17 protein-coding genes are annotated in these 18,821 nt (G+C 47.8%); 6 read left to right on the plus strand and 11 right to left on the minus strand.

All coding sequences use genetic code 11. The features are described from left to right. Nucleotides 1-34: 34 nt before the first annotated feature. Nucleotides 35-760, minus strand: coding sequence for an acyl-[acyl-carrier-protein] thioesterase (locus tag F8C67_RS08005; RefSeq protein WP_151667311.1), 726 nt, complete (start codon nt 758-760; stop codon nt 35-37). A 49-nt stretch (nt 761-809) separates the two neighbouring features. Between F8C67_RS08005 and F8C67_RS08010 the strand changes: the two genes are divergently transcribed. Next, entirely contained in the window at nt 810-2,582 is a 1,773-nt protein-coding gene (locus F8C67_RS08010; RefSeq protein WP_151667312.1) for an ATP-binding protein, read from the plus strand. 36 nt (nt 2,583-2,618) lie between these two features. Here F8C67_RS08010 and lysS read toward each other — a convergent pair whose 3' ends face one another. Further along, entirely contained in the window at nt 2,619-4,340 is a 1,722-nt protein-coding gene (lysS, locus tag F8C67_RS08015; protein WP_151667313.1) for a lysine--tRNA ligase, read from the minus strand. Between the two features lie 489 nt (nt 4,341-4,829). Between lysS and katG the strand changes: the two genes are divergently transcribed. After that, on the plus strand, nt 4,830-7,112 hold the full coding sequence (gene katG, locus F8C67_RS08020; RefSeq protein ID WP_151667314.1) for a catalase/peroxidase HPI: 2,283 nt from the start codon (nt 4,830-4,832) through the stop codon (nt 7,110-7,112). Nucleotides 7,113-7,162: 50 nt separating this feature from the next. Here katG and F8C67_RS08025 read toward each other — a convergent pair whose 3' ends face one another. Next, entirely contained in the window at nt 7,163-7,573 is a 411-nt protein-coding gene (locus tag F8C67_RS08025; protein ID WP_151667315.1) for a DUF6265 family protein, read from the minus strand. Between the two features lie 87 nt (nt 7,574-7,660). Between F8C67_RS08025 and F8C67_RS08030 the strand changes: the two genes are divergently transcribed. Continuing rightward, nucleotides 7,661-8,143, plus strand: a complete 483-nt coding sequence (locus F8C67_RS08030) for a ribonuclease H-like YkuK family protein (protein ID WP_151667316.1) — start codon at nt 7,661-7,663, stop codon at nt 8,141-8,143. A 3-nt stretch (nt 8,144-8,146) separates the two neighbouring features. Here F8C67_RS08030 and F8C67_RS08035 read toward each other — a convergent pair whose 3' ends face one another. The 3 genes from F8C67_RS08035 to F8C67_RS08045 are packed head-to-tail and all read right to left on the minus strand — an operon-like array spanning nt 8,147 to nt 10,401. Then, on the minus strand, nt 8,147-8,821 hold the full coding sequence (locus F8C67_RS08035) for a DUF2461 domain-containing protein (protein WP_151667317.1): 675 nt from the start codon (nt 8,819-8,821) through the stop codon (nt 8,147-8,149). Between the two features lie 59 nt (nt 8,822-8,880). Beyond that, nucleotides 8,881-9,351, minus strand: a complete 471-nt coding sequence (locus F8C67_RS08040; RefSeq protein ID WP_170266406.1) for a hypothetical protein — start codon at nt 9,349-9,351, stop codon at nt 8,881-8,883. A 60-nt stretch (nt 9,352-9,411) separates the two neighbouring features. Then, nucleotides 9,412-10,401: a hypothetical protein gene (locus F8C67_RS08045; RefSeq protein WP_151667319.1), complete on the minus strand. Its 990-nt coding sequence runs from the start codon at nt 10,399-10,401 to the stop codon at nt 9,412-9,414. A gap of 106 nt (nt 10,402-10,507) precedes the next feature. On the opposite strand from F8C67_RS08045, the gene F8C67_RS08050 reads away from it, so the two are divergent. Then, a complete protein-coding gene (locus F8C67_RS08050; protein WP_151667320.1) occupies nt 10,508-12,592 on the plus strand; it encodes an alpha-ketoacid dehydrogenase subunit alpha/beta in 2,085 nt (694 codons plus the stop codon). Nucleotides 12,593-12,989: 397 nt separating this feature from the next. After that, complete coding sequence (locus F8C67_RS08055) at nt 12,990-13,655, plus strand: NAD-dependent epimerase/dehydratase family protein (protein WP_151667321.1); 666 nt, start codon at nt 12,990-12,992, stop codon at nt 13,653-13,655. Here F8C67_RS08055 and F8C67_RS08060 read toward each other — a convergent pair whose 3' ends face one another. Continuing rightward, complete coding sequence (locus tag F8C67_RS08060; RefSeq protein WP_151667322.1) at nt 13,656-14,636, minus strand: hypothetical protein; 981 nt, start codon at nt 14,634-14,636, stop codon at nt 13,656-13,658. It abuts the gene before it with no gap. A gap of 551 nt (nt 14,637-15,187) precedes the next feature. Between F8C67_RS08060 and F8C67_RS08065 the strand changes: the two genes are divergently transcribed. Continuing rightward, on the plus strand, nt 15,188-15,574 hold the full coding sequence (locus tag F8C67_RS08065) for a hypothetical protein (protein WP_151667323.1): 387 nt from the start codon (nt 15,188-15,190) through the stop codon (nt 15,572-15,574). 6 nt (nt 15,575-15,580) lie between these two features. On the opposite strand, the gene F8C67_RS08070 is transcribed toward F8C67_RS08065, so the two are convergent. The 4 genes from F8C67_RS08070 to tnpA all read right to left on the minus strand — a co-directional run bounded on the left by F8C67_RS08070 (nt 15,581) and on the right by tnpA (nt 18,553). Next, on the minus strand, nt 15,581-16,480 hold the full coding sequence (locus F8C67_RS08070; protein WP_151667324.1) for a DUF3078 domain-containing protein: 900 nt from the start codon (nt 16,478-16,480) through the stop codon (nt 15,581-15,583). Between the two features lie 124 nt (nt 16,481-16,604). Further along, nucleotides 16,605-17,378: an enoyl-CoA hydratase/isomerase family protein gene (locus F8C67_RS08075; protein ID WP_151667325.1), complete on the minus strand. Its 774-nt coding sequence runs from the start codon at nt 17,376-17,378 to the stop codon at nt 16,605-16,607. Between the two features lie 11 nt (nt 17,379-17,389). Then, nucleotides 17,390-17,716: an antibiotic biosynthesis monooxygenase family protein gene (locus tag F8C67_RS08080; protein WP_151667326.1), complete on the minus strand. Its 327-nt coding sequence runs from the start codon at nt 17,714-17,716 to the stop codon at nt 17,390-17,392. Between the two features lie 387 nt (nt 17,717-18,103). After that, nucleotides 18,104-18,553 (minus strand): IS200/IS605 family transposase, encoded by a 450-nt coding sequence (gene tnpA / locus F8C67_RS08085; protein ID WP_151667327.1) that lies wholly within the window; start codon nt 18,551-18,553, stop codon nt 18,104-18,106. Nucleotides 18,554-18,821 lie beyond the last annotated feature (268 nt).

Genomic DNA, 18,821 nt, shown 5'->3' on the forward strand with positions numbered 1-18,821 from the left:
TCAAAGGTAAACAGACTCAGCAAGGCCGTGTTCATCAATCGAGTTGAAATTCAACAACAAAAGCGGGTTTATCATCTTCACGAATACCGATGCACACGCAACGGCCACCTTCAAGGGATGTTTTTAGCGTGAGATTCTGACCTTCACGAACTTCCTTTAAGTAGTTGACCGTCCAGCCGGTGGTGTGTTTACGGTGGTCGCCAGCTAACTCCGACCAAGCCCAATCGAGGTAGCGCGCGTTGTTCACATGCCCAATTTCATCTAAGTCGGTGTATATAGGAGAGATTTTGCGTTCGCAATGGAAGGAAGTCGGGATTGATATTCGCTTAGCGGGCACTTCAATGGCGTGAATACCACGGCGCTCCATAAACAAATCGGAGAGGCCGCTAACAGAAGTTGGCCTACCTGTTTGAGCATCGAGCAAGGCCCATGAACTCGTGGCGCGAAGGACTTCTGATTCACCAATGCGCGCAACGTAATCTCTGAGTGCAAAAATGCCGTGCGTTCCTTTTGGCCATGTTTGTACAGATAGGCTTTCGGCATGTTTCGGCCGAGCAACTAAATCGACTTGAATAGAGGAAAGAACCCAGTATTTTTGCTTTTCGTGAAGCGTTTCAACACCCCAACCAAGTTCGTGTGCATGAGCTCTCGCCGCCTCTTGAAGGGCATTCGCGAGTGCCGAAGGTTTAGCGCGCTTGTCTGCTCCGATATCCACACTTGAGAGCGAATATGTTGAAATGTGAACGCTTTCTTCTTTCATTTTAGAAATGCATTAGTCGTTTGGGCAAATATCGTATCTTCCCTATTCAATGAAACTGATAGACTGGGTAGTTGGGGCAAATGATAAGTACACTGTCAATCAGCGAATACTGAATGCAGTAATCTTCTTTACAGCATTCTTCGTTTTGTATTCGTTTATTGGCGGGATGGTACTTGGGCAACCTTGGACGATTCAAGGGCCAATACTTTTCATTATTGCTGTCTTCGTTTTAATCTATTACTTCGCTAAAAAGCGCAAGTACCCGAAGTTAATTCGGCCGGTTTACATCACCTTCGGTCTCCTCAGTATTTGTCTTTATTATTTCTTTTTGAACGGAATCAAAGGAGAAATTCCATTGTATTTCGTGATGGGATCGGTGCTCTCCATTACCGTAGTAAAGCGCAGGTATTACGTATTTGTCACAGGCGTATGGATTGTTTCCTTCTTGATTTGTTATCAGCTTGAGAGATCTTTCGAGGGCATAGTCACAACGGATGCGGCAAACGCCGTGCGTGGAACTGAACACGTCATTGCCACCACGGGAATCATTGCTTTGGTTGCCGCCATGCTTGTTCTCTTCAAGAATCTTTTTGAAAATGAGCGACGCCATTTACGTGAAGTGAATTCTGAGCTGGAGACATTGGCGAAGGAGCTCAACCTTGCTAAAGTGGAGGCTGAGAGAGCCAACAAGGCGAAGTCGGAATTCCTCAGCACCATGTCTCACGAGATTCGCACTCCGCTGAATGCAGTGATTGGAATGAGTTACATTCTATTGCAAGAGAAGCCGAGGCCGGATCAAATGGACAACATGAAGATCCTCAAGTTCTCCGCTGAGAATCTCTTGTCGTTAATCAATGACGTTCTCGATTACAATAAAATCGAAGCTGGAAAGCTTGTGTTGGAAGACGCGCCGTTTAACATGAGCGATTTGCTCGACAGTGTGATGTCGGGCTTCCACATGAAAGCGGAGGAGAAGGGCATCGAACTCGTTTTAGAGAAACCGGAGGCCAGTCATTCGCACAACGTCAAAGGGGATTCTACCAGATTGACACAAGTCCTTAACAACCTTGTAAGCAACGCTGTGAAGTTTACTGAAAAGGGTCACGTGCGCCTTTTGGTAGACTATGAAATGGTCAATGATGATGAGGTTTCAGCTCGCTTTACGGTGCAGGATTCAGGAATAGGAATTCCGGAAGACCTGAAGGATAAAATCTTTGACAGCTTCATGCAGGCGCACCCGGGCATTGCTAGAAAGTACGGTGGCACCGGACTAGGACTTGCTATTTCTCGAGAACTAGTTAGGCTGATGGGAGGAGATTTGGTCTTGAACAGCGTGGTTGGCCAGGGTTCAATTTTCACTTTTGAATTACCTCTGCCGATACACGGAAAACGACTTGAAGCGCTTGACCTCGATTCGGAAGACGGAGACTCGCCACTTACAGGAGTTGATATTCTCGTAGCTGAAGATAATGCCGTGAACGCCCTAGTTGCTCGAAAATTCTTGTCGGGTTGGGGCGCAAGTGTGGAGATAGCCAAGAATGGCAAAGAGGCTGTCCAGCGTTGGGAAGAAGGTGACTTCGACCTCATTTTAATGGACCTTCGAATGCCAGAAATGGACGGCATTGAAGCGACCAGAGAAATTCGTGGGAAGCAGTCCTTGAAGTCGGATGTGCCAATTCTAGCGCTTACTGCATCGGCCATGTTGGAGGAGCAGAATGAGATCTTCAAAGTTGGAATGAACGAATACATAAGCAAGCCGTTCAACCCAGGAGAGCTACTCGCTAAAATCAAAAAGGCTTCCATGAAAAAAGGCGTGAATTAAATCCACGCCTTGTCTTTTGTCTAATGTCAGAACAACTTATTCGAACCAGCCAGCTACCTGCTCTTGAGTGAGTGTGCTAATGTCTAGCTTGTTCTTTTTGCGCAACCCGCTAAGCTGTTGGTGTACCGCTCCTGGTTTCTTTTCGCGCATGTCTGCAACCGTACCGAATAAAGTGGCCACGTGCTCCGCCCATTCTTCTGGTACTCCGATTTCAATGAACTCATCCGTCTTTGGACCAGCATCGAATGTTTCGGGACGCATTTGAGGGAAGAACAGCACTTCTTGAATGGAAGATTGATTCGTCAACATCATGGTAAGGCGATCGATGCCGATACCCAAACCAGAAGTTGGAGGCATACCGTATTCTAGTGCACGAAGGAAATCTTGGTCGATAAACATCGCCTCGTCGTCGCCCTTCTTGCTGAGCTTCAATTGATCTTCAAATCGCTCGCGCTGATCCACTGGATCGTTGAGCTCTGAGTATGCGTTCGCTACTTCTTTACCGTTCACCATGAGCTCGAAACGCTCTGTAAGACGAGGGTCTTCGCGGTGTTTCTTGCAGAGCGGTGACATCTCTACAGGATAGTCTGTAATGAATGTAGGTTGGATGTAGTGCTTCTCGCAGCACTCCCCAAAAATTTCGTCGATGAGTTTTCCTTTACCCATGGTATCGTCTACCTCCAAACCGAGGCTTCGAGCGATGGTGCGAATTTCATCTTCGTTTTTATCGATGAGCTGATGTCCGGTGTGATCTTCAATAGCCTTGAGGATTGGCACACGGGCGAAAGGCGCTTTGAAGTTTATCTTTTGGTCGCCTACCATCACTTCTGTTTCGCCTGAGTTCACCTCCTCAACCACCTCTTGGAGCATGGTTTCAACGAAGTTCATCATCCAATTGTAATCCTTGTAGGCCACATAGATTTCCATCACCGTAAACTCCGGGTTGTGTGTACGGTCCATTCCTTCGTTGCGGAAGTCTTTCGCAAACTCGTACACGCCATCAAACCCACCCACGATAAGACGCTTGAGGTAGAGCTCGTTGGCAATGCGCAGATAGAGAGGTATGTCTAGCGCGTTGTGGTGCGTTACAAATGGACGCGCAGCTGCTCCGCCTGGAATAGGCTGAAGAATAGGCGTTTCTACTTCAAAGTACCCCGCGCGATCGAAGATGCGACGCATGGTGTTGATGATCTTCGTGCGCTTGACAAAAATGTCGCGAACAGAAGGATTTACGACTAAATCAACATAACGCTGACGGTAACGAAGTTCTGGATCGGTAAATGCATCGTGCGTGTTTCCGTCCGAATCCGTTTTAACCACAGGCAGTGGGCGGAGAGACTTGCTGAGTACGGTGAGTTCTTTCACGAGAATAGAAGGCTCGCCGGTTTGTGTACGGAACATGGTTCCTTTGATACCTACGAAGTCGCCAATGTCAAGAAGCTTCTTGAACACGTCGTTGTACATCGTTTTGTCTTCACCAGGGCAAAGCTCATCGCGATTCACGTAGATCTGTACACGACCATCGGAGTCTTGGAGAACGGCAAATGAAGCCTTTCCCATGACGCGCTTGGTCATTAGTCGACCGGCCACACAAACCTCACCCACAGAATTTTCATCGGCCTCGAAATCGGCTAGAATCTGTTTGGATTTATGCGTAACTGGATATTCCGCAGCAGGATAGGGTTCGATACCCATCGTGCGGAGTTTGCTCATCGCCTCGCGGCGGAAACGTTCCTGTTCGCTTAAAATACGCGCCATGATTTCAGTGATTTAGGCTTGAAAATTTCGCGCAAATGTACGGATTGCTTTCCTGACGTCAAGCAAAAGGATCGTGAGAGGTTAGCCAACCTCACATGAAAGGGTCTCCGCTATCCGCGGAGAAAGGATCTATCTCCTGACGTCAATAGAAAGGCCACGGTTGACAAGGCAAGAGTATTTATACCTCAGCTGCTTTAATGCTGAAAGCGGTCCTGTACGAAGCGCAAAAGGCAAAAACGCGATAAATTAGGACTGTTGGCTCAACGTAAAGACTAGCCTCTTACGCGAAGCGTCTTGCAGCACAGCTACTCTTCCGCCGCAGGCGGTCTTGCGCGTAGCGCTTTGAAGATTCTCTCGAATCAACCAATAGACTTCCTCTATCACCCCTTCAACAACATCTTTCATGTTTCCAAGAACTTAGCGCTGCGAGAAGGGGTTAAACCTTTGATTTATTGAGCTGAACATATAACTCTAATCTATTCTCAAGTCATGAAAAAGTATTTACTATCCGCTGTTGCGGCAGCATTTTTAATTGGATGCAGTGGCGAGAGCGAACAAAAAACAGAAACTATGGAAGGTGGTTGCCCCCTAGGTTTTGGCGGCGGTGAGTCTACCGGCGCAACCATTACGGGTGAAGGTCCAACGAATAAAGACTGGTGGCCAAATCAGCTCGATTTGAGCGTGCTGCGCCAGAACTCGGAGAAGTCTGACCCTATGGGCGAAGACTTTAGCTATGCAAGCGCTTTCAATGAACTGGACTACTTCGCGGTGAAGGAGGACATCAAAAAAGTGATGCACGATTCACAGGATTGGTGGCCGGCAGACTTTGGTCATTATGGGCCGTTTTTCATCCGTATGGCATGGCACAGTGCGGGCACTTACAGAACAGGTGATGGACGTGGAGGATCTCGAGAAGGTCAGCAGCGTTTTGCTCCGCTAAACAGTTGGCCAGATAATGCTAACCTCGACAAAGCACGCAGACTTCTTTGGCCAATCAAGCAGAAGTACGGACGTAAGATTTCTTGGGCCGATTTAATGGTACTCGCAGGAAACGTAGCCCTTGAGGACATGGGCTTCGAAACCATTGGTTTCGCTGGCGGACGTGAAGATGTTTGGGAACCAGCAAGTAATGTATACTGGGGTGCGGAAAGCGAGTGGTTGTCTGACCAAGAGCGCTACGCCGAGGGCCGCAAACTAGAAGAACCACTTGCAGCTGTGCAAATGGGACTCATCTATGTGAATCCTGAAGGTCCAGGTGGAAACCCAGACCCAGTTGCAGCAGCCGACGATATTCGTGAAACGTTCGGTCGAATGGGAATGAATTCAGAGGAGACGGTTGCACTTATTGCGGGTGGACACACTTTTGGAAAGACGCATGGTGCAGCAAACGGAAGCCACTTGGGGGCAAATCCAGAAGCTGCTCCTATCGAAGCACAAGGCTTTGGATGGGAAAGCGATTATGGCTCTGGAAAGGGTGGTGACGCTATTACTTCCGGCTTAGAAGTTACTTGGACTTCCACTCCAGCCACATGGAGTCACGGCTTCTTTATTAGTCTTTTTGAAAACGAATGGGAGCTTACAGAAAGCCCCGGCGGTGCCCACCAATGGGTAGCAAAAGGTGACAACCCTGTAATGATGGTACCAGATGCTCATGAGGAAGGCAAGTTCCAAAAGCCAACGATGCTTACTACTGACCTTTCATTGAGAATGGACCCGGAGTTTGAGGCTATTTCTAGAAGATTCTACGAGAACCCCGAAGAGTTTGAAAAAGCTTTTGCCCGCGCTTGGTTCAAGCTAACGCACCGCGATATGGGGCCAAGCTCAACGTACATGGGTCCAGAGATTCCAGAGGAGAACTTTGTATGGCAAGACCCAATTCCAGTGCTAGATCACAAGGTGATTGGAAGTCGTGAAATCGCTTCGTTAAAGTCAGAAATTTTGAACTCTGTACTTACCGTAAACGAGATGGTAACCACTGCTTGGGCATCGGCTGCAACATATCGCCAGAGCGACCGCCGAGGTGGTGCGAACGGAGCGCGTATCCGCTTGGAGCCTCAGGTTAGTTGGGAATCAAACAACCCAGAGCAATTGAAGAAGGTGCTAGCTGTTTACGAAGGGATTCAGAACAAGTTCAACGGAGCGAATGCCAACATGAAAGTTTCCATGGCAGACTTGATCGTGCTTGGTGGTGCGGTAGGTGTTGAAAAGGCAGCTGCAGACGCGGGGTATGACATTGACGTTCCATTTACACCTGGACGCATGGATGCGACACAGGAAATGACGGATGTTGAATCGTTCGACTTACTTGAGCCAATGGCGGATGGCTTCCGCAACTATCAACAGGCGGAGTATACCTTGACTACAGAGCAGCTATTGGTTGACAAGGCCCAGTTGCTTGGACTCACACCACCGGAAATGACCGTTCTCCTTGGAGGTATGCGTGCAATGGGCGCGAATTACGATGGTTCGAATGTGGGCATACTCACTGAAACTCCGGGACAGCTAAACAATGCATTCTTCGTGAACTTGCTTGACATGCGCACGAAGTGGAGTGCTGCGGATGATTCTCGTATGCTGTTTGAGGCAAAAGATCGTTCGACAGGAGAGGTAGTTTGGACAGGTACTCGTGCGGACTTGATCTTTGGATCAAACTCTGAGCTTCGCGCCATTGCGGAGGTGTATGCAAGTAGTGATGCGAACGAAAAGTTCGTGAACGACTTCGTGAACGCTTGGGTGAAGGTGATGATGAATGACCGTTTCGACCTGGATTAAGGTCGACCCACTATATATTTTGAAAGCCGGCAGAATTTCTGTCGGCTTTTTTATTTCCTGGTGTACCGCCACACGAATTCTTCCTCATCACCGCCCACGTGAACTTCGATCTGGTCGCTAGAGAGGAAAACGTACTCAATTCTCTTTGGAAAGTCGTGCTCTGGGTTTTCAAACACGAAATCCGAGGTTTCGGTGAACCGCACGGGCTCTTCGTTTTCGGCAACATCTGCTATGTAAACACGACTTCCGTTTTCGTTGATGATGAGGAGTTCTTCGAAGACGAGCGTGTCGCCATGGCCGCGAATTGCCATGCCTTTCCCAATTAGCGAATCGCCTATGCTGGTCCAGCATTCCATGGTTTTGTCATCATCTCTTAACCAACAGCCATCAAGCGATTTATTCGAATTTGATGAGCAAGCAGTAAGAGTGATTGCGAGGATCGGAAGGAGATAGGTTTTCATGGCAATGTTGGTTACTTGTTGATAACATGAGAGTTACACGGCACGGTTACCTTGTAACACAAAGTCGAGATTGCTAATTTACACTACATGTCTGCAACAGCTTCAAAACTTTCGGTACATGAGGGAATAACATTCCGGACCACCCAGGGGATGGTTGTAAGTGATATCCGCCAGTATGTGCGCGCATGGCTGCGAGAGCATCCCAAAGGCAAGGTATATATCGGCAGTGATTCTCAGGTTCGCGGAAATGTAGTTAAGTACAGCACTGTTATCTGTTTGTGGAATGTTGGATGTGGAGTTTGGGAGATCTACAGCACCGTTAAAATTCCACGTCCGAATGATCGCTTCTCACGACTTTGGAATGAAGTACAACGCTCCGTAGAGGTAGCTGAACTACTTCGCGACGTAGCGCCAGTTGAGGTTCACATGGACTTTAACTCAGACCCTTCTTTTCCCAGCTATCAATTATATGATGCGGGAATGGGATTGGTCAAATCAATGGGATTCGAAGCTGCAGGGAAACCCCACTCTTGGGCGGCGACATGCGGTGCAAACCGAAGGTGTCAGTAGCGACTACATTCCAAGTCCTTCTCTCAAAAAATGCATGAGATCCTTCGAGGCCTCGTAATGGTCCATTACGGTGATGAATAGCCCATCTGTTGGGATGATTTCAGGGGGAACATCATGATGATAGTAGAACTGCTTTTGAAAGAGGATAGGTTCTTTTTCTGCAGCTTCGGCAACGGCCTTGTCCACGCGTTTTTGAGCTTGACCCACAATTCCTTCTGGAAAGTGCTTTCTAAAGTTTGAATCGCTATTGAGCTTTTGAAAGGCAGATAAGTTTGCGGCCATATGCTCTCTAAGCTGCTTCACTTGAACGGGTTTCAACATATATGCGCCGCCATAAATTCCGAGTTTCTCGGGTGAGAGCTCGATATAGAGTGCTGGGTAATCCGGACTTTTTCTTCCCTTCGCAGAAATCAGCGCTGAAACGTTTGTTTTATAAGGCGCCTTGTCTTTTGAAAAGCGGATGTCGCGATTGATTCTGAAGATAGCATCCTTTGGTTCGATTAACAGGTTTGGTTCGTGAGATGCACGAAGTTGACCAATGATGTCGCCAACAAAAATCTTGAACGGCTCTTTGACTTCTTTTTCGTAGCGCTTGCGGTTTTCGTCGAACCAGTCTTTGTGGTTATTCGCAGCGAGTTCTTTAAAGAATTCAAGAAAGTCGGGGGAGAAGTAATTCATCAGGAGGTGTTTTAGTCTGATGAAAGATACTTCGTTTCAAATGTGAAAACAAGGAGGCGCTACGACTGAAGTAGGCTTCCGATTCCGTTGAACTGCATTACGCTGCTTTTAGAGAATCTTCCAGGAATATGCAGTTTGCGAAACTTCTCTTTGCCGTTTTCATCTTTAAAAAAGACAATGAGGACGTACTTCCCGTATCTGGAAAAGCTGTCCTTGTACTCAACTCTGCTAATCGATTCCCGCGGGATGATTCGTTCGTTTGAGCGTTTCAAATCTTCTAGGAACTGGATGCCAAAAATGACAGTAGTGAGCAGACCGACATAGAGATCTTTGCCAAAACCACTGTAAAAGGATTCAACAATAAAGAGGATTCCGACAATGAGCATGACCCCTCGCAAGACCTGGTAAATCCAGAAATTATTGCGTGGTGTAACCTCCGAGGGAACTTGTCCATCGGGCGAAATGACTAGTTTATCTGGGTACACATAGCACGTCCCCCAGGTGGTCTTAAAGGAATCTTTGCAAGGCAAGTGTAAGCGCTTTGATGGGGCTAAAATACTATCCTATTCAACAATTGCAAACGCAATTAATCAAGAAGAAATTGCCGCTTTGAATTCGTCGGGTTTATCGAGGTAAAGCGCAATTGCGGTGGTTGAAACTCGCGTGCCATACAGCCGAATCATTTCAACGGGCTCGGCAAAATGAAGAATGACGTTGTGAGACTCTAGTGCGCCTAACAGTCCCAGCTTAACCACGCTTCCGTCTTCCGGCAAATCGCTAGATGTAGTTTCGATTCTCTCAATATTCTGGATGTCAACTTCGGCAGAGGCCACGATTCCATAATTCAGTTTCACAGAATTGTTGTGAAGACGTATTGGCCTTGCGCTCAATGAACGTGCATAAGCGAGGAATTGAATGGCCGTGTATAGACTTATACCGGTAAGAATCCATGCCGTAAGTGGACTCCATCTCTCGAGAAGGATGTGGAGTACTGCTGTTTCAACAAGAATGATAAAGACAAGTGCTCCGTAGAGTGCTGTTACCCCGCTCTCCCTGTGGTAAGTGAATGAACCCTCAATCGGCTTCGCTTTTTTGAACCTGAATGCATAGTAGAAAACCGCGATTTCCAAGGCAAAAGGTCGAACCACTGGCCGAGGAAGAATATCGGAAACGGCCATTAGGAGGGAATCGAAGAAATCGGATGTGGTGTCGGCATTTGCCTTTAGCGCCTTCCTGATTTGAACGACTTTCCAAAGGATAAATCCAACCACTCCCAATTCGACAAAAGGAAGCACGAAGCTTTCGAAATAGTGCAGGTAGGTTTGATCTTCTGGACGAAGAAGAACAAAGCCCAAGATGAGGCTTAAAACCGTGATTGGCACCACCGTGATGTTTGGGATTTCTCGTTTCCGAATCAATAAAAACCACGACAGTGGCACGAGAACGAGTAGGTCGATGGAAATGGCCAAATCCATCCTTGGATTGTTCATCCAAGTAGATTGAACTCCAATCAATAATACCCCGCTTAGTAGAAAGAATGGAAGGAGCAGGGACGCCTTCCGGAGTTGTGTGGCGCTCATAACACAAAGGTACGCATTTGTCTGTTTTTGAACAGCTTGAAGGGCTAAAAATGCATGTACTTTTCTGCGCTCTCTGTTTCGTACCTTTGCCCTTCAAATCGCATGTATGGGCACGAAAGTGAAAGAGAATTCGACCAAGATTTCGAACGAGACATTACTCAAGGCATTCGAGTTGATGTCCACCGCCAAAGCAATGGCGGAGCTTTATGAAGAGAACAAGGAAGTTACGAGTAAGTACGTGCATGCCACCTCTCGTGGACATGAAGCAGTGCAGCTCGCTCTTGGTCTCCAACTCAAGAAGCAAGATTGGGTTGCCCCATACTACCGTGATGATAGCATCCTTCTCGGCATTGGTATGCGTCCGTATGACTTGATGCTCCAGCTTCTCGCAAAGCGCGACGACCCATTTAGTGGTGGTAGAACGTACTATTCTCACCCGTCGTTGAACGATGACGACAAGCCAAAAATCCCACATCAGAGTTCTGCCACAGGCATGCAAGCTATTCCAACTACAGGGGTTGCCATGGGTGTTCAGTACAAAGAGAACCGCGGTATTGGCGAAGATTGGGGAGATGAAAAGCCAGTCGTAGTTTGCTCAATTGGCGACGCCGCGATGACCGAAGGCGAGATTTCAGAAGCCCTTCAGATGGCCGCTCTCAAGCAGTTTCCAATTCTGTATTTCGTACAAGACAATGGATGGGATATTTCAGCTAATGCAGAAGAAACACGTGCCCAAAATGCAGCCGAGTATGCAGCAGGCTTCCACGGAATTGAAGTTCGCTCTATTGACGGCGCCAACTTTTTCGAATGTTATGAAACCATCGAAGAGGTTATAGACACGATTCGCAAGGAGCGCAGACCATTCCTTATCCACGCCAACGTTCCACTTTTAGGTCACCACACCTCGGGTGTCCGCAAAGAATGGTACCGCGACGACCTAGAGGAGCACGCTACCCGAGATCCATACCCTCGTTTCCGCCAGCAGTTGCTTGAACATGGAATTGAAGAAGCGGAACTTGACAAGATCGAAAAGTCGGCCATCGACTTAGTGGCCAAAGATTACGAAGAGGCGCTTAAGGCAGAAGACCCTACACCTGAGGACCTCTATACGTTCGATTACGCTCCAACTCCAATCACAGAGGAGAAGGGAGAACGCGAGCCTGCAGGTAAGGAGAAGACCGTAATGGTCGACGCGGCATTGTTTGCCATCCAAGAGATTATGCGCGAGCATCCAGAGGCCTTGCTTTATGGTCAGGACGTAGGCGGTCGACTCGGAGGAGTTTTCCGCGAAGCGGCGACCCTAGCGCAAAAGTTTGGCGATGATCGTGTATTCAATACTCCAATCCAGGAAGCATTTATCATCGGTTCTACCGTTGGAATGGCTGCAACAGGATTAAAGCCATTCGTTGAGGTTCAGTTCGCCGATTATATTTGGCCAGGCTTGAATCAGCTCTTCACGGAGTTGAGTCGAAGCTACTATTTGTCAAACGGTAAATGGCCGGCCAGCGCGGTGCTTCGCGTTCCTATTGGCGCATACGGGTCAGGTGGTCCATACCACAGCTCTTCGGTAGAATCTGTACTCACCAATATCAGAGGAATCAAAATCGCCTACCCAAGCACCGGAGCCGATTTGAAAGGATTGATGAAAGCTGCTTTCCATGACCCTAACCCAGTGGTTATGCTTGAGCACAAAGGCTTGTATTGGAGTAAAATCAAAGGAACTGAGGGAGCGAAAACTGTGGAGCCTTCAGAAGATTATGTTATCCCATTTGGAAAAGGCCGGATTGCGCTCGAAGCAGATTCAGCAAAAATCGAATCAGGTGATAGCCTTTGTATTGTTACCTACGGAATGGGTGTGTATTGGTCGAACACTGCTGCCAAGCAGTTCAAAGGTCAGGTTGAGATCGTCGATCTGCGTACCCTCGTTCCACTTGACGAAGAACTAGTTTACGAGAGAGTGCGTGCGCACGGCAAGTGCCTTGTTGTAACTGAAGAGCCAGAGAAGAACACGTTTGCACAGGCGATAGCAGGAATGATTCAAAAGAACTGTTTCCAGCAATTGGATGCCCCAGTGGATGTGATTGGCTCGGCAAATATGCCAGCGATTCCGTTGAATAGCACATTGGAAAGCGAGATGATTCCGAATGCGGATAAGGTGGCGAAGAGAATTGCTGAGGTTTTGGAGTATTAGGGTGTTGAGACTTGGGGGTGGCTTAGGTAAATCGGCTACTTTCGGGAAATAGTTGTATCGATGGAGCGTGGCCACGAAGATGAGGGGGCCTCCAACCTCCTCCCCAGGACGAAGTTACGCAGCCATTTTTCAATTCTCCGAATCTCAGATATCTAATTCATCACTCCCGTTTTTATCCGTTTGTAAACGTTTACATTCCGACTCAGGTTTCCGTAAAACACGAACTTGAGACCAGGGGCGGGGTTGGCCCCCCTAAAAGAATTTGCCACTACCTGCTCAATATCCAAAGTCGATTTAAAGGCCGGTCCATTCATCAATTTGTGCTCATCTCATCCGATTTTGTGCTCACCATGACTTCCAATCCGCTGTACGTTTGTAGTGTCAAAAGCGTACCACTATGAAAGTTGTTATCACGGGAGCTACAGGAATGATTGGAAAGGGTGTTCTACTTGAATGCCTCGACAACCCTAGTATTACGGAGGTTCTCACTATTGGACGGTCAAGTCTCGACGTCTCTCATGACAAGCTCCGCGAAATGCGGCTGCAGGATCTTAGAAACCTGTCTGAACACAATGACTCTGTAAGAGGGTATGACGCCTGCTTCTTTTGCATGGGAGTTTCATTCGTAGGCATGACAGAAGAGGCTTATACTGAAGTTACCTACGACATGGCTGTGGAGTTCGGACAAGCCTTTAAGTCGGTAAATCCCAAGGCTACCTTCGTTTTTGTTTCGGGAGCAGGCACAGACGCAAGTGAGAGTGGCCGACAAATGTGGGCAAGAGTAAAAGGCAAGGCCGAGAATGCTTTGTTAGGAATGGGCTTTCCGAAGGCATATATGTTTCGTCCAGGGATGATTATTCCAGAGCGTGGGATTACATCTAGAACCAGACTGTACCGCAATATGTACATTCTCTTCAGACCGTTTTTTCCGCTGTTTAGAAGAATGAATTCTGTTGTGTCGACCGGAATGATCGGAAAGGCTATGATTGCACTCGTCGATGGTAACAGGCCCTCTGGAATCATCAACCCAAAAGACATGCGTGAATTGGCGGGAACCTCGTAATTAGCGATTGCTGAACTTTCCTCGCCGAAGAGTATAGGTTTCTCCATCAATCTCGATCGTATCGCCATTGCGCATGCGGGATAGATCGAAAATATCTTGATCGATGGTATGGACAGAACCCCTGGTTTCTCTGGCGAGGTCCAGGTACTGCGTATTAACGCCCAGCTGCGTACCGCATAATATGACACGAACAGGGCGACGGATTCGATTCATCAACCCATAATCGCGCATAGGTGAGAGGTTATCGGCGATGAGGACGACCTCTCCGCAATGTCGACAAGATTGGATGCCTTTGAGCAATGCTTCAATATCATTTTCCATGACATCTCCTCCAGCGCCACCTGTCATACATGCTTGAACCGTTTCCAGAAGCTCCGTCATATTATCGGGCGATATCGTGTAGATTCCTCCCGTACGATTCGGACGCTTTCTACTGTTATGCATGTCGTCACCGTCGTTAAAGAAGACGAAGTTGAGGATGCGATTAGTTTCAAGATTTAACTTGAACCACATTAAGAGTTGGGCGGTATATGGCGACATACTTCCGGTAAGGTCACAATGCACGTTCATCCTTACCCAATCCGGATTGCGGTCGAAAATTGCCTGAAGAAGCGTGTCCTCAGGCTCCTTAGCGCGATAGTTTAACATGTTTACACTATCGAGCTGTTCGCGGATTTCTGCAAACGTCGAATACCGACTCATATCCGTATAGTAGAGGATAAACCCGTGAAACTGCTCTTTTGCGATATCTCGTTCCCTAGGCTCTACTTGCTCATAAACCTGCCATCGGATGCGTTCGTCGAAAAACAGATAATCGGCAACATCATGAAGCTTGCGCAGTCTTCGTCGGTTGAGATCGCCCTGATCAAATTGCGGACTTGTTTTGTACTTGGTGTAGATGTACGTGATGCCGATCACGTAGTGCTTGCGAAGCTCGTCGCGCAGTGCCTGTTCCTGAAGGTTGTCCATGGCAAAATCCATCGGGACCTGAATAATCTTCACCCCTGTGAGATCCTCGGGGTCAAATGTAGGGACCTCCTGAGCGTTCCGCAGTATGCGATTGAACTCCCGATCAAGGCGTCTGCCTTGGTTTTGGCCAAACGCAAATAGAGGAAGCGCACAGATGAGAAGAAATGAAAACAGGCGATTTACGGGCATTTGCATGGCGTGAATGTAACGTACAAAGTTGAGAAATGTTACGAATACGGCAGTGTCGGATGATTCGGGCGTGAGGGGACCTGAGTTATATAGGTTGATTGGAGCAAGCGGGGATCTGTTGACTCTGTGGAGTTGGAGGTGGGTTGCCCGGGGACGCTACCCGCGTCCCCACTCTTAAGTTAATCTCAATTTCTGACATGAGTCGGATGATAAACGTTTACAAATGGGTAGTTTTTCACATTGACAATCGACTTTGAGATTCGTCGATTTTGTGAAGTGAGTCGTAACTTGAGAACGGGGCGGGGCTGACCAGCCCTACAGAATCCTTAAACCCTTGAGGTATCCAAAATGACGAAACACGCAGTGGCAATCACATGACCAAGCTGTTCCATGAAACCGCGAAAAGACCGCGAAAAGAGTTTATCCGCCCGGCACTATACCTCCTTTTTGCCTCTCTGATAGTTCTGGTTCCCGGCGATATGGTGCATATCCCGTTTCCTCTTATCCTGATTGGGCTTCGTCCGCTGCAACTTGCCGGACTTACTGCCTTAGGTCTCTTGATCGCATCAGCTGCAAGACGCGGATATTATTCAAAAGCTCTATTTACAATAGGCGCAGTCAGCTTGCTTCTAGTGCAAGGGGTTGTCTATTACAGGGTACAAATGCTGGATATGGATTCTGCCATCTATGTGGCTACTTCCGCAATTTTCCTGACGGTATGGATGTATGTATTCGTACAGGTGTTCAGGTCAAAAACATGATCGGACTTAATCCTCCTTATACTTCCCAAAAGCATAGCTAATTCCCAATCCTAACACGCTTTTGAACTGCGTGCCCGGACTTGTAAAATCGCCCGAAACAGGGTCTGGGTTTTGAACCAGGATGTCATCATCGTAAATCAAGTGCAAGTGCCAGCTTACAGTGATGTTTTCCCATGCCTGAAGAAGGAATATGGTCTCCCAGTTTACGTCGATGTTTTGTGGGTTCTCAACATAATTTGAGAAGAGATTCAAGTTTGAAGTAACGTCAAGTGTTGGGGTAATCGCCTTCGTATAAGAAGCGTTCAAAGAAGCACCAACTTCATTTCTAAGCGTACTACCAGCGTCTACACCAAAAGCTCCTTTAGCAGAAAGTGAATCGTCGAGCACGTAGGTTTGCTTGAGTGTAACCGGAGAAACGTAAAGCGTAAAATCCTCTTGCTTGTAGGTGAAACCTAGACCAGCCGTGAGGTAACCAGGCGCCATGAACGTCGAAATTGGCTTTGTCGCCTCGCGGTTCTCAAAACCATCCACAAACTGAGTTCTGAAGTTCAAAAAGGCAGATGTTCTCCACGTTTTCTTTTCGTTGATATTGCGATCCAAACGCGTGGTATACTCCAAGTTGTCACCTGTCTTCAAGGCGCTGCTGCCCTGGTAGTTCACCGCGTAAGTTGCGCTGAAGGTGTTCGCCCAAGTCCAATCTTCATTTTCAAAATCAGCCGCCTGGCGAATCAATGCACTTAGGTTCAAACTGTTCTCACCACCCGCATTCCAGTTGGTTAGGGAGGTCTGACTCATAGAGAAAGAGTACAATCCAGCATAAGTCCAGTTAGAGGATTTAGTGGAATCTGCATCTTGAGCCGTGACAACAAAAGGAAGAATCAATAAAGAAAGTAGAAGCTTCTTCATGCTTTAGGGGTTTGATTTTGATGGGCGAAAGATACGAATGAATTGAGAACCAAGGCGACGCAAAAAAGGCTCCCAAGACATCTAGTGGCAAAGGAGCCTCTTATGGGTGTATAAAGAAGGGTGGTTACTTCTTGCTTTTGAACTTATTGATGGCGTTTCGCGTGAAGTCACTCAACACAAGTCTGCCTGAAATTGCAGCGCGCTCCGCGAGCAGTTGATCCCAGTCTTCAGTGCCGCGCCAGAAGGTCTTCTTCAACTCTGCCATAGCTTCTGGGTTTGAAGACGAGAGTTTTGCAACGAGTTCTTCGATAGCGGCGTCCATAGCATCTACATTGTCGTAGATGTCGGTATACAAGCCACGCATGTGTGCCCATTCAGCCGTACGCCATTCTGTTGCATCGATTGCCAGTTCGTTCATTCCGCTTACGCCGATTTTGCGCTCTACAGCCGGACCAACAACGAAGGGTCCGATTCCAATTGCCAGCTCACTCAGCTTCACTGCTGCGAATTTTGTCGCGAAGCAATAATCTACGGATGACGCGAGTCCGACACCGCCACCTACAGCTTTGCCCTGAACACGTCCTATGATGAACTTTGGACATTTTCTCATGGCGTTAATTACGTTGGCGAAGCCTGAGAAGAAGATTTTACCGGTATCGAGATTGTCAATGCTGATGAGCTCGTCGAAACTTGCACCCGCGCAGAATGCGCGATCTCCGGCTGAACGTAGAACTATAACGAGAACCTCGTCATCCTTGCCCAATTGGGTAATTGTTTCTGCTAATGTTGATAGAACTTTACCTGGTAAGCTGTTGCTCAATGGGTGATGAAACTCAACATGAGCAACACCGCCTTCTCTGTGTACATCAACTCCACCTTGGTCTACTGCGTCTGTCATTATTCTCGCTTTTATTTTCTTCTGAAATCGTCGAAATGTTCAATCTTACAAATCACGGTGCGATAAGCATCGTACCATCGAGCGTGACCTTCGGCTTTTGCGGCCTTATGAAGCTTGTTGTGTTTCCATTCTTCGATGGCTTTCACATTCCTCCAATAGCTGATAAAGATGCCGTCTTTGCCGGTCCTTGCTACATCAAACCCTATGAACCCTTCAATTGTTGAAACCTCCTTCATTGTGGCGTCATCCATTTCGGGATATCCTTCCGGTGCGGGATCCACCTCACGCTCCGAAATAAAGAGTACGGCGTATGCGGGTTTTTCGGGTAGGTTGTTCACAGGTTCAATAATTAGTGAGATGCTAAGGTAGGGGGAGCGCGTGAAGGTTCAAAGGGGAATCTGAATCGAATCGCGCGTGAAGGTCGCGGAGAGGTGTTTGAACCACCCCGCTGGGGTTAGGGCGCCGTGTGCAATTAAACCCCTCGGGTTGCATCCGCTGCGCGGATTTACCCGAGGCTATTGGAATGACCACCTCCGGTGGAAGTGGTTGCGTTCGCGAATTCGCCACGATTTCATTAATGGCCCAGGAAGGGCCTGTTCTCCATTAGCCCGGGGGTTCAAACCCCGGGTGTGGAGTGACAATTTGTGGCAGTGGCCCCAGCGGGGCCTGTTATATATAGCAGGGTAGTTTTAATCCAATGCTATTAATTCGAGGATAGCTCTACCTCAATCCCCAAATACATACCTATCCTCATATTCTACCTGATAGTCCACCAACCATTTGAGGTATTCCTCCTCGAAATTATGAGTCTCGTGATGTTTGACTTGGTTCTCGATGTAATTTTTAACGCGAGCTACGTGGGATGCAGAAATTGAGAAAGCACCATATCCTTGCTGCCACTGTAAGATGTGGCCGTATTTTTCATTTATTCTCTTTGATGTTCTCCCTTTAGCCTTACCAATGACTTCACTTATCAATACGGGGGATTTGATTCTCAGTAGCATGTGAACGTGATTCGGCATTGCAAAAATTGAAACGGTTCCCACCCCGAGTTCTTTTGCAACACTAATTAAGAGGCTCTCGACCTCCAATTTTATGGATGGGGTTATTTGATGGTTGCGATACTTGGTTGACCACACAGCATGTATGTACACTGAGGTGAATGAATTGCCCATTGGATTATGATTTGGTAATCACAATTTGACAATTCGGAATGGAAACATGCCGAATCTCACCGTGGAAATTGCAAAAACCCCGCCGGGGTTGATGTTCGGGTTGGGATCGTCCCCCTCGGGTTGCATCCGCTGCGCGGATTTACCCAAGGCTATTGGAATGACCACCTCCGGTGGAAGTGGTTGCGTTCGCGAATTCGCCACGATTTCATTAACGGCCCTGGAAGGGCCTGTTCTCCATTAGCCCGGGGTTTCAAACCCCGGGTGTGGA

It is taken from the genome of Phaeocystidibacter luteus (assembly GCF_008933115.1).
Taxonomy (GTDB): Bacteria; Bacteroidota; Bacteroidia; order Flavobacteriales; family Schleiferiaceae; genus Phaeocystidibacter; species Phaeocystidibacter luteus.

Coding starts and splice junctions, on each gene's coding strand:
- F8C67_RS08005 (WP_151667311.1), bottom strand. CDS start 760: ATGAAAGAAGAAAGCGTTCACATTTCAACATATTCGCTCTCAAGTGTG.
- F8C67_RS08010 (WP_151667312.1), top strand. CDS start 810: ATGAAACTGATAGACTGGGTAGTTGGGGCAAATGATAAGTACACTGTC.
- lysS (WP_151667313.1), bottom strand. CDS start 4,340: ATGGCGCGTATTTTAAGCGAACAGGAACGTTTCCGCCGCGAGGCGATG.
- katG (WP_151667314.1), top strand. CDS start 4,830: ATGAAAAAGTATTTACTATCCGCTGTTGCGGCAGCATTTTTAATTGGA.
- F8C67_RS08025 (WP_151667315.1), bottom strand. CDS start 7,573: ATGAAAACCTATCTCCTTCCGATCCTCGCAATCACTCTTACTGCTTGC.
- F8C67_RS08030 (WP_151667316.1), top strand. CDS start 7,661: ATGTCTGCAACAGCTTCAAAACTTTCGGTACATGAGGGAATAACATTC.
- F8C67_RS08035 (WP_151667317.1), bottom strand. CDS start 8,821: ATGAATTACTTCTCCCCCGACTTTCTTGAATTCTTTAAAGAACTCGCT.
- F8C67_RS08045 (WP_151667319.1), bottom strand. CDS start 10,401: ATGAGCGCCACACAACTCCGGAAGGCGTCCCTGCTCCTTCCATTCTTT.
- F8C67_RS08050 (WP_151667320.1), top strand. CDS start 10,508: ATGGGCACGAAAGTGAAAGAGAATTCGACCAAGATTTCGAACGAGACA.
- F8C67_RS08055 (WP_151667321.1), top strand. CDS start 12,990: ATGAAAGTTGTTATCACGGGAGCTACAGGAATGATTGGAAAGGGTGTT.
- F8C67_RS08060 (WP_151667322.1), bottom strand. CDS start 14,636: ATGGATTTTGCCATGGACAACCTTCAGGAACAGGCACTGCGCGACGAG.
- F8C67_RS08065 (WP_151667323.1), top strand. CDS start 15,188: ATGACCAAGCTGTTCCATGAAACCGCGAAAAGACCGCGAAAAGAGTTT.
- F8C67_RS08070 (WP_151667324.1), bottom strand. CDS start 16,480: ATGAAGAAGCTTCTACTTTCTTTATTGATTCTTCCTTTTGTTGTCACG.
- F8C67_RS08075 (WP_151667325.1), bottom strand. CDS start 17,378: ATGACAGACGCAGTAGACCAAGGTGGAGTTGATGTACACAGAGAAGGC.
- tnpA (WP_151667327.1), bottom strand. CDS start 18,553: ATGGGCAATTCATTCACCTCAGTGTACATACATGCTGTGTGGTCAACC.